Annotated in this window: 11 protein-coding genes and 2 pseudogenes; 10 read left to right on the top strand and 3 right to left on the bottom strand. The window is 63.1% G+C overall.

The features are described 5' to 3' along the window. Nucleotides 1-6 precede the first annotated feature (6 nt). Together C2E15_RS03420 and C2E15_RS03415 are read right to left on the bottom strand one after the other, a co-directional pair. The gene (locus C2E15_RS03420) at nt 7-1,551 is read right to left on the bottom strand and encodes a methyl-accepting chemotaxis protein (RefSeq protein WP_104956137.1); all 1,545 of its coding nucleotides are present in this window, start codon (nt 1,549-1,551) and stop codon (nt 7-9) included. A 136-nt stretch (nt 1,552-1,687) separates the two neighbouring features. Continuing rightward, on the bottom strand, nt 1,688-2,617 hold the full coding sequence (locus tag C2E15_RS03415) for a LysR family transcriptional regulator (RefSeq protein ID WP_104956136.1): 930 nt from the start codon (nt 2,615-2,617) through the stop codon (nt 1,688-1,690). 102 nt (nt 2,618-2,719) lie between these two features. Here C2E15_RS03415 and C2E15_RS03410 point away from each other — a divergent pair, with 102 nt between their 5' ends. The 5 genes and pseudogenes from C2E15_RS03410 to opgB all read left to right on the top strand — a co-directional run bounded on the left by C2E15_RS03410 (nt 2,720) and on the right by opgB (nt 9,851). Continuing rightward, nucleotides 2,720-3,109 carry a tautomerase family protein gene (locus C2E15_RS03410; protein WP_104956135.1) on the top strand — a complete coding sequence of 130 codons (390 nt, stop codon included), beginning with the start codon at nt 2,720-2,722 and terminating at the stop codon, nt 3,107-3,109. Between the two features lie 154 nt (nt 3,110-3,263). Further along, nucleotides 3,264-5,036, top strand: coding sequence for a glycerol-3-phosphate dehydrogenase/oxidase (locus C2E15_RS03405; protein WP_104956134.1), 1,773 nt, complete (start codon nt 3,264-3,266; stop codon nt 5,034-5,036). Next, the gene (locus tag C2E15_RS03400) at nt 5,020-5,859 is read left to right on the top strand and encodes a class I fructose-bisphosphate aldolase (RefSeq protein ID WP_104956133.1); all 840 of its coding nucleotides are present in this window, start codon (nt 5,020-5,022) and stop codon (nt 5,857-5,859) included. The genes C2E15_RS03405 and C2E15_RS03400 overlap by 17 nt, the downstream gene beginning before the upstream one ends. Before the next feature lie 54 nt (nt 5,860-5,913). After that, nucleotides 5,914-7,413, top strand: a complete 1,500-nt coding sequence (locus C2E15_RS03395; protein ID WP_104956132.1) for an FGGY-family carbohydrate kinase — start codon at nt 5,914-5,916, stop codon at nt 7,411-7,413. Nucleotides 7,414-7,560: 147 nt separating this feature from the next. Next, a pseudogene (gene opgB, locus C2E15_RS03390) lies at nt 7,561-9,851 on the top strand (phosphatidylglycerol--membrane-oligosaccharide glycerophosphotransferase). Nucleotides 9,852-9,946: 95 nt separating this feature from the next. Here the strand turns inward: opgB and C2E15_RS03385 are convergent. Further along, nucleotides 9,947-11,017, bottom strand: a complete 1,071-nt coding sequence (locus C2E15_RS03385) for a LacI family DNA-binding transcriptional regulator (RefSeq protein WP_104956131.1) — start codon at nt 11,015-11,017, stop codon at nt 9,947-9,949. A gap of 201 nt (nt 11,018-11,218) precedes the next feature. On the opposite strand from C2E15_RS03385, the gene C2E15_RS03380 reads away from it, so the two are divergent. The 5 genes and pseudogenes from C2E15_RS03380 to C2E15_RS03365 all read left to right on the top strand — a co-directional run bounded on the left by C2E15_RS03380 (nt 11,219) and on the right by C2E15_RS03365 (nt 15,944). Then, complete coding sequence (locus C2E15_RS03380; protein WP_104956130.1) at nt 11,219-12,034, top strand: ABC transporter substrate-binding protein; 816 nt, start codon at nt 11,219-11,221, stop codon at nt 12,032-12,034. A gap of 79 nt (nt 12,035-12,113) precedes the next feature. Beyond that, nucleotides 12,114-12,869: pseudogene (locus tag C2E15_RS21845) on the top strand (amino acid ABC transporter permease); the annotation flags it as partial. A gap of 60 nt (nt 12,870-12,929) precedes the next feature. Next, nucleotides 12,930-13,703 carry an amino acid ABC transporter ATP-binding protein gene (locus C2E15_RS21840; RefSeq protein ID WP_128603926.1) on the top strand — a complete coding sequence of 258 codons (774 nt, stop codon included), beginning with the start codon at nt 12,930-12,932 and terminating at the stop codon, nt 13,701-13,703. Then, the gene (locus tag C2E15_RS03370) at nt 13,703-14,773 is read left to right on the top strand and encodes a Gfo/Idh/MocA family protein (protein WP_104956128.1); all 1,071 of its coding nucleotides are present in this window, start codon (nt 13,703-13,705) and stop codon (nt 14,771-14,773) included. The genes C2E15_RS21840 and C2E15_RS03370 overlap by 1 nt, the downstream gene beginning before the upstream one ends. 43 nt (nt 14,774-14,816) lie before the next feature. After that, nucleotides 14,817-15,944 (top strand): NAD(P)/FAD-dependent oxidoreductase, encoded by a 1,128-nt coding sequence (locus C2E15_RS03365; protein ID WP_104956127.1) that lies wholly within the window; start codon nt 14,817-14,819, stop codon nt 15,942-15,944. Nucleotides 15,945-16,079 lie beyond the last annotated feature (135 nt).

Genomic DNA, 16,079 nt, shown 5'->3' with positions numbered 1-16,079 from the left:
GACGCGCTAGCGGAACACGTTCACCGCATCCACCAGCAGACGCGCCTGATCTTTCATGCGCGCTGAGGCCTGCGCGCCCTCTTCCACCAGTGAAGCGTTATGGTGAGTAATGCGATCCAGCTCCTCTACCGCCTTGCCAACTTCGCTCAGGCCGGTGCCCTGTTCGCGGGTAGCGGTACTGATCTGCTGCAGCAGATCGGTGACGTTCTGCACCTTTTCCACGATATCGGCGATGGTTTGTCCCGCCTGATGCACCTGACCGGCGCCAGATTCCACTTTCAGCACGCTTGCTTCGATCAGATGACGGATCTCGCTGGCGGCGCTGGCGCTGCGTTTCGCCAGGTTACGCACCTCGCCCGCTACCACTGCAAAACCTTTGCCCTGCTCGCCGGCGCGTGCCGCCTCAACCGCCGCGTTCAGCGCCAGAATATTGGTCTGGAAGGCGATACTGTCGATCAGGCCGGTAATAGAGGCGATCTGTTTCGAACTGGCAGCAATCTCATCCATCGTGCCAACCACATGCTGCATCACTTCGCCGCCATGTACTGCCGCATTGCTGGCAGTCATCGACCAGGTATTCGCCTGGCCGGTGCTTTCCGCATTGCTGTTCACCGTGGTGGTCATCTGATTCATGGTCGCCGCCGTCTGCTGCACGCTGGCCGCCGTCTGCTCGGTATGGCTGGCAATTTTCTCGTTGCCCTGCGCCAGTTCATCGCTCGCCTGGTGAACGCTCATCACCTGATCGCGCACGTCATTGACCAGCCAGCGGAACATCAACCCAAGCTGACCGACGGCACGCAGCGTCATGCCGATTTCATCGGCGCGATCGAGATGATCCACCTTCTGCGAGGCGCCGCTCGCCACGTCCAGCGCCTGACGGCACACCTTCTCCATCGGTCGGGCGATCTGCCACTCCAGCCAGCTGGCGGTCAGCAGCGCCATTGTCAGCGAAAGGCCGCCGAACGCCGCCAGCGCGCCGCCCTGCAGGCCGACCGCCAGCGCGCTGAGCGCGATGCCGATCCAGCAAAAACCGACGCCGCTGCGGATACGCCAGCGTAGCGGCAGCGTCTTCAGCCATGAGAGCGGGCTGAGCAGGCCGCTGCGTACCAGCAGCCCTTTGTTCAGCCGCCAGCCGCGCAGTTTACCTTCGCGCATCTGCTGATAAAGCGTCTCTGCCGCCGCGATCTCCTGCGGCTCCGGTTTAATACGCACTGACATATAGCCGGTGATGTCGCCATTGCGGATCACCGGCACCACATTGGCGCGTACCCAGTAGTGGTCGCCGTTTTTGCGGCGGTTTTTCACCAGCCCGGTCCAGGGCAGACCCTGCTTCAGCGTTGCCCACATATCGGCGAAGGCGGCTTTCGGCATATCGGGATGGCGCACCAGATTATGCGGCTGACCGTGAATTTCGCTGCGCTCATAGCCGCTGATATCGACGAAGTCCTGATTAGCGTAGGTAATGTAACTTTGCGCATCGGTGGTAGTCATCAGCGTGGTGTCATCATCGAGCTGACAGGCCTGCTGCGTAACGTGGGGCTGATTGGTCATATGACGAGCCTTGTCCTGAGTGTGAAGGTCTGATTATTTTGTGCAGGGAATAATTGAAGGCTAATCGGCAGACAGGTCATAAAACTTTAACAGTAATTCACTTTAGCGGGCCGGTTTCCCGGCCCGTCTCACACTGTTAGCGCGGCGGCGTCTGAAAGCGCTGGCGCAGCCACTGGCTCAGTTCGGTTACCGCGCGCGGCACGCGGGCGGCCCAGGGCCGCACGATCCAGACATGGCTGGCGAAAGCGCCCAGAATGCGCCACTGCGGCAGCAGCTGACGTAGCCTGCCTTCTGCCAGCGCCTGGCGCGCGCTAAAGTCGGGCAACATCGCGATCCCCAGCCCATCCAGCGCCGCATCGCGGATCGATTCGCTGTTGTTGGTGGCGAACGGGCCGCGCACCTCCACCACCCTCTCCTGCTGTGGCTGCGCCGGATCGCTGAAGCGCCAGCGCGGCGGCTCGGTGCCACGCGGGTAGTAAAGGCAGTCGTGGCGGCTGAGATCCTGCGGATGCTGCGGCTCGCCATGCGCCGCCAGCCAGGCGGGCGAGGCCACCAGCAGCGCCTGGGTATCGCACAGCAGCTGAGCGACATGGGTTTCCGGCAGCGCGTTGCTGTGGCGGATCGCCAGATCGAATCCTTCGCTGGCAAGTGAAACCAGCCGGTCGGTCACCTCCAGCTGGATGCGCACCTGCGGATGCAGGCGCAAAAAGTCGCGAATGTGGGGCTGCAGCTGCTGACGGGCGAAGGCGACCGGCGCGGTGATGCGCACCAGCCCGCGCAGCGGCCCGCTGCTGTCGCGCACCGCGTAAAAGCTCTGCTCGATTTCGGCGAAGGGCGCGCGCAGCTCCTGTACCAGTTTCTCTCCCGCCTCGGTCAGCCTTACGCTGCGCGTGGTGCGCTGTACCAGCGGCACGCCGGCCAGCGTCTCCAGCGCTTTGATCTTCTGGCTCATCGCCGCTTTGCTGACCTCAAGCCGCTCCGCCGCGCGGGTAAAGTTGCCCTGCTCCGCCAGCACCGTCAGCCAGTGCAGATGCAGCCAGAGCGCGTCCGTTTTCAGTTTCATCAGGATTGTTCAAAATAGTAAACAATGCGTTCAACTATACCGCTTTTTCTTCCGCTGAGAAGGGGCCAGGATAGAGGCCAGCACACTTATTAACGGGAGAACACCATGCCATTGCTGCAATTCGATCTGATTGAAGGCCGTTCGGAACGCGAACTGAAAACCCTGCTCGACGCGGCGCATCGCGCGGTGCTAAAGGCATTTAACGTACCGGAGCGCGATCGCTACCAGATTGTTCATGAAAACCGCCGTTATCAGATGGTGTTTGAAGATACCGGCCTCGGCCTGACGCGCAGCGACAATCTGGTGATGGTGCGTGTTTATACCAGCCCGCGCAGCAGCGAGCAGAAACAGCGCTTTATGGCCGAGCTGGCGCACGAGCTGGAGAGCAGCTGCGGCGTGCGCGGCAGCGATCTGATGATCAGCTTTATCACTAACGACAAAGGGGACTGGAGCTTCGCCAACGGAGTAGCACAGTACCTGACCGGCGAACTGTAACGGACGCGGTTTTAGCGGAGAATATCGATCCGGCTCACAGATATGGACTTTATGCCGGCCATTTTTTGCCCTCTTCCCGCCCGGCGAAAATAATTGCAGGAGCAAGCAGTTAACGCTAAGCCAGCGCATCCTGCAGCTGGCGGAGGAGAAAAAAATGCGGAAACAGGAAGTGGTGGTGAAGCGCAGCCGGGAAGAGAAGCTCGCCGCGCTGCGCCAGCGCAATCGCGCGCCGGTGCTGATTGTCGGCGGCGGCATTAACGGCATCAGCACCTTTCGTGAGCTGGCGCTGCAGGGCATTCCGGTAGTGCTGATAGAAAAAGATGACTGGTGTCAGGCGGCCAGCGGCGCGCTGTCGCGCATGATCCACGGTGGCCTGCGCTATCTGGAAACCGGCGAGTTCGATCTGGTTAAAGAGTCGGTGCAGGAGCGTGACCGGCTGCTGAAAAACGCCCCCCATTACGTCTCTCCGCTGCGTACCACGGTCCCCATCGACAGCTGGGGCGGCGGCCTGGTGAACGCCAGCAAACGCTTCTTGCGCCTTGGCGAAAAGCCGACGCGGCGCGGCGCGCTGCTGATTAAAACCGGCCTGTCGCTCTACGATCTCTATACCCGGCAACATGGCAATATGCCGCGCCATCGTCTGAATAACACGGCGGAGACGCGCGCCCGCTGGCCCGGCTTCGCCGACTGGGTGCGCTACAGCGCCACCTATTATGACGCCTGGATCAAAGCGCCAGAGCGGCTGGGGGTCGAGCTGGTGCTGGACGCGGAAAGCAGCAACAGCAACGCCCTGGCGCTGAACTATGTCAGCCTGGTGGGGAGCGACGGCGAACGGGTGACGCTGCGCGATAATCTCACCGACGCGGTTTTCACCCTTGAGCCGCACGCGATCGTCAACGCCACCGGCGCGTGGATCGATAAGATCAACCACAGCCTGCTGCCGGCGGATCCGCCGAAGCTTATCGGTGGCACCAAAGGATCCCACCTGATCATCGACAGTCCGGCGCTGCTGGCCGAGCTGCGCGACGAAATGGTCTATTACGAAAACCAGGATGGTCGCGTCTGCATTATGTTCCCCTGGTACGGCAACGTGCTGGTCGGCTCCACCGATATTCGCGTCGACGATCCGGAGGATATCGCCTGCTCCGCAGAGGAACAGCGCTATATACTTGCGTCGCTGCGCTTTATCTTCCCGCATATCGCCATCGACGACGAGGATGTGCTTTACACCTTTGCCGGCGTGCGTCCGCTGCCCGCCAGCGACACCGATGTCAGCGGCCGCATTACGCGCAACCATTCGCTGGTCTACTTTCCGCCCGACGCCACGCGCGACTACTCCGTGCTGAACCTGGTAGGCGGTAAATGGACCACCTTTCGCCGCTTCGGCGAACAGGCGGCGGATCGGGTACTGAAACTGCTGGGCGAAAAACGCGTGCGATCCACCGAAGAGATGGCGATCGGCGGCGGACGCAACTTCCCCTGCCCGGAACGCCGCGCCAGCTGGATCCGCGAGCTGAGCGCGAAATATCAGCTTGCCGAAAGCCGGGTCGATCGGCTGGCGGATCGCTACGGCACGCGCGCCGAGCAGTTGCTGCGCCAGATCGCCGCACAGGGCGAACAGCCGCTGCAGCATCACGCCGACTACAGCGATGCCGAACTGCGCTGGCTGATCGCCGAAGAGCAGACGGTGATGCTGGAAGATCTGCTGCTGCGCCGTACCGCGCTCGGCATCTCCGGCCAGCTGACGCCGCCGCTGATGGCGGAGATCGCCCATCTGATGGCGCAGCAGCAGGGGTGGAGCGATGCCCATCGCCAGCAACAGCTGGAACTGACCCTTTCCCGCCTGGCGCGCCTGCACGGCGTCTCCGGGCTTCGTTTAGCTTCCCCATCCCAGCCCGCAGGAGAGATGCATGTTGGTCAGCGATAAAGTTCGCCTGAAGCGCCTGTTCAGACAGGGAAAATGTCTTGATGTCGCCATCGATCACGGCATCGCCAACGAGCCTGATTTTCTGGTCGGGCTGGAGGATATCGGCGGCGTAATGCGCAGCCTGATCGATGCTCGTCCCGACGCCATTCAGGTCAACTACGGCCAGGCGGATCTGCTGCAGCGGGCGGAAGGAGTGAAGCCCGCGCTGGTACTGCGTACCGATGTCGGCAACGCCTACAACGCCGCCCGCCACCGCGAGATGTGGGCGGTGCTGCATAACCCAGAGGAACCGATTCTCGCGGCGCTGCAGCTGGACGCCGCCGCGGTGGTGGTCAACCTCTATCAGATCCCCGACGAGCCGGGGATTTTCCGCCAGTGCGTTGAAAATATCGGCCGCCTGCGCCACGCCTGCGACCGATACGGCATGCCGCTGATGATTGAGCCGCTGGTGATGGCGGCGGCAGGCCAGGGGCCAGCCTACGGCTCGCTGGGCGATGTGCGCCAGATTGTGCCGCTGGTGCGGCTGGCGCGCGAGCTGGGCGCCGATATCATCAAGGCCGATCCCACCGAAAACGCCGACGATTTTCATCGGGTGGTCGAGGCGGCGCGCTGCCCGACGCTGGTGCGCGGCGGCGGCAAAGGGGAGCTGGGCAAGGTGCTGGAGAAAAGCGCGGCGCTGATGGCACAGGGCGCGGCGGGCATGGTGTACGGCCGCAACGTCTATCAGCATGACAACCCGTCACGCGTGGTAAAGGCGCTGATGGCGATTATCCATCAGGGCGTCAGCGGCGCCGAGGCGCTGGAGATCTACCACCACGCCTGACGGCGGAGCGGCGCTTAAGCAGTGCGCCATCGGATCGCAACCCGGAGAGTGAAGATGAGCCATTGCTTACTCGGCATCGATGCCGGCAATACCATGATCAAAGCGGTGCTGTTCGACAGCGACGGCCAGGTGCTGTCGGTCGCCAGCTGCGCCGGCGAGACGCATCAGCCGCAGCCCGGCTATGCGGAACGGCCGATAGAAGAGGTCTGGCTCGGCGTGCGGCAGGCGGTGCAAGCCTGCCTGCATCAGGCGGGCGACGCCGCGCGGCGGGTGGTGGCGGTTGGCGCCGCCGGCCACGGCAACGGCCTCTACGCGCTGGATAAACAGCAGCGGCCGCTGCTGGGCATTCAGTCGATCGATATGCGTGCCGCCGGGCTGGTCAGCGCGCTGGAGCAACAGGGCAACGCCGGGCTTATCTGGCGGCGTTCGCTACAGAAGCCCTGGCCGGCGGCCACGCCGGTACTGCTCAGCTGGCTGAAACAGCACGACGCGGCGCGCTATGCGCGCATCGGCCATCTCCTCTGCGCCAAAGATGTGATCAACCACTTCCTTTGTGGCGCGATCGCGACCGACTACTCCGATGCCGCAGGCGCCGGGCTGATCGACTACGCCCGGCGCGGCTACAGCGCGGCGCTGATGGCGCTTTACGATCTGGAGGACGCGCTGCCGCTACTGCCGCCGCTGCATGAATCGTGCGCGGTGGTAGGCCAGGTAACGCCACAGGCCGCCAGCCTGACCGGGCTGCCGGTCGGCATTCCGGTCGTGGCGGGCATTTTCGACGTAGTGGCGAGCGCGGTCGGCTCCGGCGTGGTGAACTGCGGTGACGCGTCGATTGTCGCCGGCACCTGGAGCATTAATCAGGTGATCGTCGACAAGCCGGAGTATCGGCGCCCGGTCTTTATGAATGCTATCGTGGAGCGCGATCGCTTTATGGCAATTGAGGCCAGCGCCACCTCGGCCGCCAACCTCGACTGGTTCGTGCGCGAGTTTGATGACGGGCGCGGCGGCGAAGGCGCGCTGCGCAGCAGCGATCTGGTGGCGCAGGTAAAGCCCGATATGCAGCTGCCGCTCTATCATCCCTACCTCTATTCCGGCCGCAAAGCGGGCCCGGCTAAAGCGGGCTTTTACGGGCTGGGCGGCTGGCATACCCGCGCCGATATGTTGTTCGCGCTGTTTGAGGGCGTCACCTTCGCCCACCGCGCCCATATCGATCGCCTGCACGCCGCCGGCATTCCCTTCAGCCAGGCGATCCTCTCCGGCGGCGCGGCGCGCAGCTGCGTCTGGCCGCAGATGTTCGCCGACGTGCTGGGCATCCCGATCCGCGTCGCCGCCTGTCCGGAAACCGGCGCGCTGGGCGCCGCGCTCTGCGCCGGGGTCGGCGTCGGGCTCTGGCCGACGCTGGCGGCGGGCGTCGCCCGGGCGGTGCAGCTCAACCCCGGCGTGCTGCTGCCCGATACGACGCGCCACGCCTTCCACTCGAAGCGTTATCAGATGTTCAAAAAGCTGGAGCTGGCGATGGACGATCTCTGGCATGACGTCTCGCTCAATGTCTGAATTTGCACGCTGCGCGCCACAGTTGTGATGTGGCGTATTGCAGGGATGTGACAGTCAGGATAGATTGAAAAAATTCTGCTCCCCCCTGTAATAAAAGCGATTCTGGCGCGCGCGCATCGCCGCCCGCTTTCGCATGAGGAAATTCCGTTGTCTGAACTCTTTTCAGTCATCCTGTTTGTGGCGTCGATCGTGATTTACGCCTGTAAAGCCGGACGCAACACCTTTTGGTATCTGGCGCTGCTGCTGGTTCTCGGCCTGTTTATCATTCTTAACGCCACGCTGTACGCCAGCAATTACTTCACCGGCGAGGGGATCAATGATGCGGTGATCTACACGCTGACTAACAGCCTGACCGGCGCCGGCGTCAGCAAATATGTGCTGCCCGGCATCGGGCTGGTGCTGGCGCTGTTTTTGGTTTTCTGCCTGCTCTCCTGGCTGCTGCGGCGGCGCGGCGACCGGCCGCACCATTTCGGCTACAGCCTGCTGGCGCTACTGCTGGCGCTCAGCTCGATCAACACGACCCCGCCTTTCAGCAGGTGGTCGATCTGATCGGCTCGCAGAGCCGCGTCGGCGATTCCGATTTCGCGCAGTGGTATCACGTGCCGCAAAAGCAGATCGCCAACCCGACGCTGAACCTGGTCTATATCTATGGCGAAAGTCTGGAGCGCACCTATTTTGATGAGCAGGCGTTTCCCAACCTGGCGCCGGAGCTGAGCCGCCTGAAGCAGCAGCAGTCGCTTGATTTCGCGCAGACTGAGCAGCTGCCCGGCACCGAATATACCATCGCCGGCATGGTCGCCTCGCAGTGCGGCATTCCGCTGTTCGCCCCGTTTGAAGGCAACGCCTCGGCGTCGCTCTCCAGCTTCTTCCCGCAGAATATCTGCCTGGGCGACATCCTGAAAAACTCCGGCTATCAGACCTGGTTTATGCAGGGCGCGGATCTGCGCTTCGCCGGCAAAGACACCTTTTTGAAATCGCACGGCATCGACCATCTGTATGGCCTGCAGGAGCTGAAAGATCAGGTCGCCGATCCCGCCTACCGCAACAACTGGGGCTTCTATGACGATACGGTGATGGATGAGGTGTGGCAGAAGTTCGAACAGCTGTCGCAACAGAAACAGCCCTTCGCCCTCTTCACGCTGACGGTCGATACCCATCATCCGGACGGCTTTATCTCGCGCAGCTGCGATCGTAAAAGCTACAGCTACGACGGCAAGCCTAATCAGTCATTCAGCGCCGTGGCCTGCAGCCAGCAACATGTGGCGCGGCTGATTGAGCGCATCCTCGCTTCGCCGTGGGCGAAAAACACCCTGATTGTGGTCTCTTCCGATCATCTGGCGATGAACAATACCGCCTGGAAATACCTGAATGCCCGTCAGCGCGATAACCTGTTTATGGTGATCCGCGGGGACCGCGCGCAGCCGCAGCTGCTGACGATGAAGCGCAGCTCGCTGGATAACGGCGCCACCGTGCTGGATCTGCTGGGCGGCGATAAGGCGATCGGCCTCGGCCGCAGCTCGCTCACCGATCGGTCGCTCTCCGATCGCTTCGATATGAAGAAAAAAGTGCTGACATGGAAGCCGGACGTTATTCAGCTGTGGGGTTTCCCGAAGCGTATCGACCGCTTTAGCGTCGACCGCGAGAAAAACAGCATCAGCTTCTCCGGCGCCCACTTCAACCTGCCGCTGCTGCTGAAAATCGGCAAGGATAAGGTCGAACCGCTGCCGGAAGGGGAATATGCCGCACCGCTGCGCTACCAGCTGGCTGATTTTGCCGCCGACGAGAAATTCGTCTGGGTCGATCGCTGCTTTAAAATGGCGCGGCTGTGGCAGCCAGCGCTGGCGCTCTCCACCGATCTCTGCGTGGCGCAGGGGCAGCTGGGCGCGCAGCCGCAGGTGGCGCGCGTTGACAGCGCGAACTGGCAGAGCGAGGTACATATCCCGCAGCAGAAGCTTGATGCGCTGCGCCATCGGCAGAACGTGGCCGCGCTGAAGATCGCCGATAACGACATTCGCTATCAGGCCGACAGCTTTAAGCTCGATGTGCCGGGTGCGCCGCTGGCGGTGAAGCAGTTTAGCGGCATCTCGCGGCCGGAAGCCTGGGGACGCTGGTCCAACGCCAATCTCGCCCCGGCGGTGACGATTGATTACACCACGCCGCTGCCGTCGCGTTTCGATCTGGTGATCCGCGCTAAAGCCTTCGGCCCCAACGCGCAGCGCCCGATCCCGGTGCGCGTCGGCGACCAGCAGCAAACCATGACGCTGGGCCATGAAGTCAGCACTGTGACGCTGCACTTCACCAACCCCAACGGCGACAGCCAGCTGGTGATCACCCCACCGGAGCCGCAGCTCTCTAACGAAGGCAATATTATCGGCCAGGATCCACGCAAGTTGGGCATCGGCATGGTGGAAATTAAAGTGGTGCCGACCGCCGGTTGAGCGGGTTAACCGGCAAAGGGAGCGGATGACCGCTCCCTTTTTTATTTCCCGCCTACCGACGGCGCAAGCCGCCCCGCCGCCTGCCGGACGGCTGCTCAGCGCGGCGCCGGGCCGGTCGAGCCGCGCCGGATATAGCGTGTTTCAAACAGGGGCATCGGGCCGGGATCCTGGCCGCGGATCTGGGCGATCGTACGCCGCGCTGCCTCGCAGCCCATCTCATACACCGGCTGCGCAATCACCGACAGCGGCGGCGAGACGATCTCCGTCCAGGGGAAGTTATCGTACATCACAAACGAGAGATCCTGCGGGATACGCAAGCCACGCAGATGAAACTCACGCATCAGCGCCTGGGCAATCAGGCTGTCGGAGGCGATCACCGCCGTCGGCGGCGCGGCGTCGGCGAACAGCTCTGCAACAATGCGCGCTACCGCCGCATCGTCCAGCGCGTTGGGCTTGATCAGCGCCGGCGCAAAAGGCACCCCCGCCACGCGAAACGCCTGCTCCATGCCGGCGATGCGCTGGGCGACCGGCGTCAGCCCCATATCTTCCGCAGAGCAGTAAGGTTCAGGACAGTTCATGCTGGTCACATAGGCGATACGGCGATGGCCCGCCGCCAGCAGCTCGTGCGTCGCCTGCTGCGCCGTACGGGTAAAATCGACGCCGATCACTGCAACATCCATATGATATACCGCACGATCGAACAGCGTCAGCGCCCTGCCCTCTGCCAGTACCTGCGCCAGATGCGGGTTGTGGCTGGCGGCGGAGCTGCAGGGCGCGACAATAATGCCATCCACGCGCTTTTCCAGCATCACGCGCACCGCTTCCTGCTCAATCGCCACCTGTTCGTCGCTGTTGCTCAGGATCACATGGTAGCCCGCCTCGCGCGCCACATCGGAAATGCCGCGCAGCGCCAGACCGAAATGGGGGTTTTCAATATCGCCGACAATCACCCCCAGAGTATTGGAGCGGCCGGTATTCATGCTGCGCGCCAGTTCATTGGGGCGATAGCCCAGGCGCTCCGCCGCCGCCTGCACGCGCGTCATCACCTCTTCGCTAACGGCGCCATAACCGCCCAACGCCCTGGCCGCCTGCGCCTTGGAAACCTTCGCCTCGCGCGCCACGTCGGCGGTCGTCGGGGCTTTCATTCGCATATTTTTACTTGTCATAATTAATTCGAATCACAGGTTGAAGGTTCGATCATTGACGGCTCAGAAAGGCTGTGCTTAATATCACTGTAACTGATTTGAGACCGGTCTCACAACGACTCTTCTCCACAATCAGCACCTGCGTTGAGACCGGTCTCATACTAATTAAACGAACCCGGTTTCAATAGTCGTTGATGTTTTAACAACAAAAACGGACTACTTATGAAATCGCACAACATCCTGTTTAATATGGCCGTCGCGCTTATCGCCTCGGCCTCCATCGTTACTCTCTCCGCCCGCGCTGCGGCGGACAACAATCCCTACGGCCTGATCGAACCCGGCCATATGCGGGTCGCCAGCCTGGGCGATGCGAAACCCTACACCTTTACCGATGCTTCAGGCAATTTTACCGGCTTCGATATTGAATTCTTTACCAACGTCGCCCAACGTCTCGGCGTTAAGCAAGTCGATTTTATCGGCCAGGACTTCTCCGGCATTCTGCCGGCGGTCGCCAACGGCCAGTATGACGCCGGCGTCGCGGCGATCGGCATTACGCCGGAGCGCGCCCGCACTGTCGATTTTACCACTGGCTATCTGGCGGGCTACCTGACGGTGCTGACCCGCAGCGACACCGGCATCAAAGATGTCGGCACGCTGGCGAAACGCCGTATGGGTGTGGTACAGGGCACCCTGCAGGAGAGCTACGCGGTGAAGCACTTTCCGCAGACCGACCTGGTGCGTTTCCCGGACAACAACGCCGCCATCTCCTCCCTGAATAACGGGACGCTGGACGCCGTCTTCCTCGATTTCGAGGCAGCCAAAAGCTACGCCGATCGTTTCAAACTGGTCCACGCGGCCGATATCCCCTCGTTTGACGCGCCCGCCGGTTTCGCCATCGCGAAGCAGAAACCCGCGCTGAAAGCGGCACTGGATAAAGCCATCACCGACGCCATGCAGGACGGCACCTGGAAACGCCTCTATGAGAAGTGGTTCCCGGGCTCGCCAATGCCGAAACAGTACCTGCCCGGCGCGCAGTAATACCGCCTTCTCAGAGACCAGCCCGATCCACCGGGCGGGGAGCATCATCGCCCGCCCCTGAAAAAAGCGAGTGCTTACTATGGACCTGTTCGAGATTCTGTCGCGGACCTTCTTCGATTTTCCCTCGATGATGGCCGTTTTTCCCCAGCTGCTGGGCACCGGTTTAATCAATACCCTGATCATCTCTCTGGCCGCCACCGTGCTGGGCACCAGCTTCGGCCTGCTGCTGGCGCTGATGGCGATCTCGCCGTCGCGCTGGCTGCGGCTGCCGGCGCGCCTCTATACCGATCTGTTTCGCGGCCTGCCGTCGATTTTAACCATCCTGCTGATAGGCCAGGGTCTGGCGCGCTTCAGCTATCAGCTGTTCGGCCCAACGCCCTACCCGCTCGGCATCTTCGCCCTCAGCCTGATCGCCAGTGCCTATATGGGCGAGATATTCCGCTCCGGCATTCAGAGCGTGGATAAAGGCCAGCTGGAAGCGTGCCGCGCGCTGGGCATGAGCTACGGCCGCGCCATGGCGCTGATCATTATTCCGCAGGGTATCCGTCGCGTATTGCCGGCGGTAGTGAACCAGTTTATCTCGATTATCAAAGACTCTTCGCTGGTCTACCTGCTGGGGCTGATGGTTGGCCAGCGCGAGCTGTTCCGCGTCGGCCAGGATGCCGCAGTGCTGACCGGCAACCTGTCGCCGCTGATGCTGGCGGGGCTGTTCTATCTGGTGATCACCGTGCCGATGACCCATCTGGTGAACATTATCGACGAGCGTTACCGCACCGCCCGCCGCCGCGCCAGCGCGCCGCAGAGCGGCCTGAAAGAGGTGGATGAAGTGCAGCAGAGCGCCCATCCGCTGAAGCCGGGCCGTACCGCCCCCTCTCCACCCATCGGGAGCAACAGTATGCTGAATAACGCCTTAGCCGTAGATACCGCGCAGGAGCCCGCCTTTCACGGCGCCACCCTGGAGCTGCGCAACCTGACGCTGGCCTATGGCGACGTCGAAGTGCTGCGCGACGTCTCGCTGCAGATCCCGGCAGGCAGCACCACCTGCATTATCGGCCCGTCGGGATCGGGAAAATCGACGCTGCTGCGCGGCATCAACCGGCTGCATGAGCCGAAAACCGGCGATGTGCTGCTGGCGGGCCGCTCGGTGCTGAAAGAGAAGCCGGACGCGCTGCGTCTGCGCATCGGCATGGTGTTCCAGCACTTCAACCTGTTTCCCGACCACACCGCGCTGCAAAACGTGGCGTTAGCGCCGTGGAAAATCAAAAAGCTGCCGAAACAGCAGGCGCTGGAGATCGCCCGGCGGCGGCTGGACGAGGTGGGCCTGACGCAGCGTGCCGACCATCGGCCATGCGATCTCTCCGGCGGCCAGCAGCAGCGCGTGGCAATTGCCCGCGCGCTGGCGATGGATCCGGAGGTCATGCTGTTCGACGAGGCGACTTCCGCGCTCGACCCGGAGCTGGTGAAGGGCGTACTGAACCTGATGGCGGATCTCTGCCAGCGCGGCATGACGATGGTGGTGGTCACCCATGAGATGGGCTTCGCGCGCAAAGTGGCCGATCAGGTGGTGTTTATGGATGAAGGCGAAATTGTCGAGAGCGGCACGCCGGAAGCGATCTTTGAACGTCCCCGCTCGGCGCGCCTGCGTCGCTTCTTATCGGAGGTGCTGTGATGCCGCTGCTGCAAGGGAAAATTCGTACCGCGCTGGTGGGGTTCGGCATCTCGGGCCAGGTGTTCCACGCGCCGCTGCTGGCCGCCGACCCGCACTTTTCGCTGGCGGCCATCGTGACCAATGACCCGGCGCGGCGCAGGCAGGCGCAGCAGCGCTACCCGCAGGCGCGTCTGGTCGCGAGCTGGCCGCAGCTGCTGGCGCTGATTGACGCAGGCGATCTGCAGATCGATCTGGTGGTGCTGGGCACGCCGCCCGATGGCCATCGCGCGCAGGCGGAAGCGGCCATCGCCCGCGGCCTGCACCTGACGATCGATAAGCCTTTTGTCGCCAACAGCCGTGACGGCGAAGCGTTGATCGCCGCCGCGCAGGCGGCGGGCACGCTGTTAACGGTGTTTCAGAACCGGCGCTGGGACGGCGATTTTCTGACGCTGCGCAGGCTACTTGACCGGCAGGCGCTGGGCGAGCTGCGCAGCTTCGAATCCCGCTTCGAGTGGTGGCGTCCGCAGGGCTTCGGCAACTGGCGCGACCACGCCAGCGTGGCGCAGGGCGGCGGCCTGCTGCTCGATCTCGGCAGCCATCTTATCGACCAGGCGCTGCAACTGTTCGGGCCGGTAGCGGAGAGCTACGCCGAACTGGCGCGCCATACCCTGCCCGCCCGGTCGGACGCCGATGAAGAGAGCTTCGTCTCGCTGCTGCACGTTAACGGCGTGCGCACGCGGCTGTGGATGAACGGTCTCGCCGCCCGTCAGGGGCCGCGCTTTCATCTGCTGGGCAGCCAGGCGGGCTTTACTAAATGGGGGCTGGATAACCAGGAGCCTCAGCTTGCCGCGGGCATGACGCCGCTCGAGCCGCGCTATGGCATGGAAGAGCCGGCGCGCTGGGGCACGCTGACGCGCGATGGAGAAGAGCAGCGTATTGAAACCGAGCGCGGCGACTATCCCGCCTTTTACCGACAGCTGGCCAATGCGCTGCTGGAGGGCAGCCCGCTGCCGGTCGAGGCTGGCGACTCGCTGGCGGCGCTGCGCCTGACCGAAGATTTACATAACCGTTACGCCGTCCGCAACGCCTGAGGCGAAGCGTACGCCATTGATTACCTGAACAAGGAACTCCCTTATGTCTTTGCAGAAAAGTAAAAAAGTGGTCGCCGTGATCGGCGGCGGCGCGATTGGCGTATCCAGCGCGGTGCATCTGCTGCGCCAGGGCGCGCAGGTGGTGTTGATCACCGACGCAGAGCTGGGCTCCGGCGCCTCCGGCCGCTCGCTCTCCTGGCTCAACTCCGCCGGCGAGCGTACGCGCGAATACCATGCGCTGCGCATGGCGGGCGTCGATCGCTATCGCACCCTGTTCGCGCAGCATCCCGATCTGCCGTGGCTGCGCTTTGACGGCGGCCTTTACTGGGCGGCGGACGACGCGCGCGGCACGCGCGCGCGCCATGCTCTGGAAAGCGCGCACGGCTACGATTCGAAGCTGGTCAGCCCGGCAACCGTCAGCCGCTGCGCGCGCAATATCGCGCCGGAAGCGATGGCCGATGAGGCGATTTTTAACCCCGGCGAAGGCTGGGTCAGCCTGCCGCACCTGATCGGCTGGTTGATGGAGGAGTTCCATCAACGCGGCGGCAGGCTGGTGGAGCATGCCGGCAAAGCGACGGTAAAAACCGATGCTGCCGGACGCGCCTGCGGCGTCGCTACCGCACAGGCGGGCGAGATTGCCGCCGACGCGGTGCTGGTCGCCTGCGGCCCGCAAACTCCGGATGTCGTGGCTCCGCTTGGCGTCACCATCCCTAACGGGTCGCCGGTCTCCATGCTGGTGATTACCGAGGCGGTCGATACGCCGGTGGATGTGGTGATGAATACGCCGCGCGCCGCTATCCGTCCGAATCCGGGCGCGACGCTGGCTATCGATCATGACTGGTATGAAGAGCATATTCGCCGCAGCGGCGACGGCCAGTACACGATCCCGGAAGCGGTAGTGGCGGAGCTGGTGCAGGAGGCGAGCAAGCTGATCGCCGGCCGGCCGGCGCTGCGCGCCAGCGGCTGGAAAGCGGGACTGAAGCCGATCCCTGGCGATGGCAACCCGGTTTTCGGCGGGCTGAAAAAGGTACCAGGCTGTTTTGTTGCCTTTACCCATTCGGGCGCGACGCTGGCGCTGATCGCCGGCGAGCTGCTGGCGGAGGAGATTATCAGCGGCGAACCCCATCCGATGTTTGCCACCTTCCGCGCCGAACGCTTTAGCCAGGCGTAAGCGGCGATGCCGGGGCGGCCTGGCAGCCCCGGCCCTGCCCACCCGCAGCACGCGGTCAGAAACAGCCCCGGCCCTGTCCGGTGCGTACCGCCATAAACAACAGCGGCCAGACGCCGGTAAAGCGCTGGCCGCAAA

This window comes from Mixta gaviniae, from assembly GCF_002953195.1.
GTDB classification, from domain to species: Bacteria; Pseudomonadota; Gammaproteobacteria; order Enterobacterales; family Enterobacteriaceae; genus Mixta; species Mixta gaviniae.
This window is presented reverse-complemented; position numbering and strand designations above follow the sequence as displayed.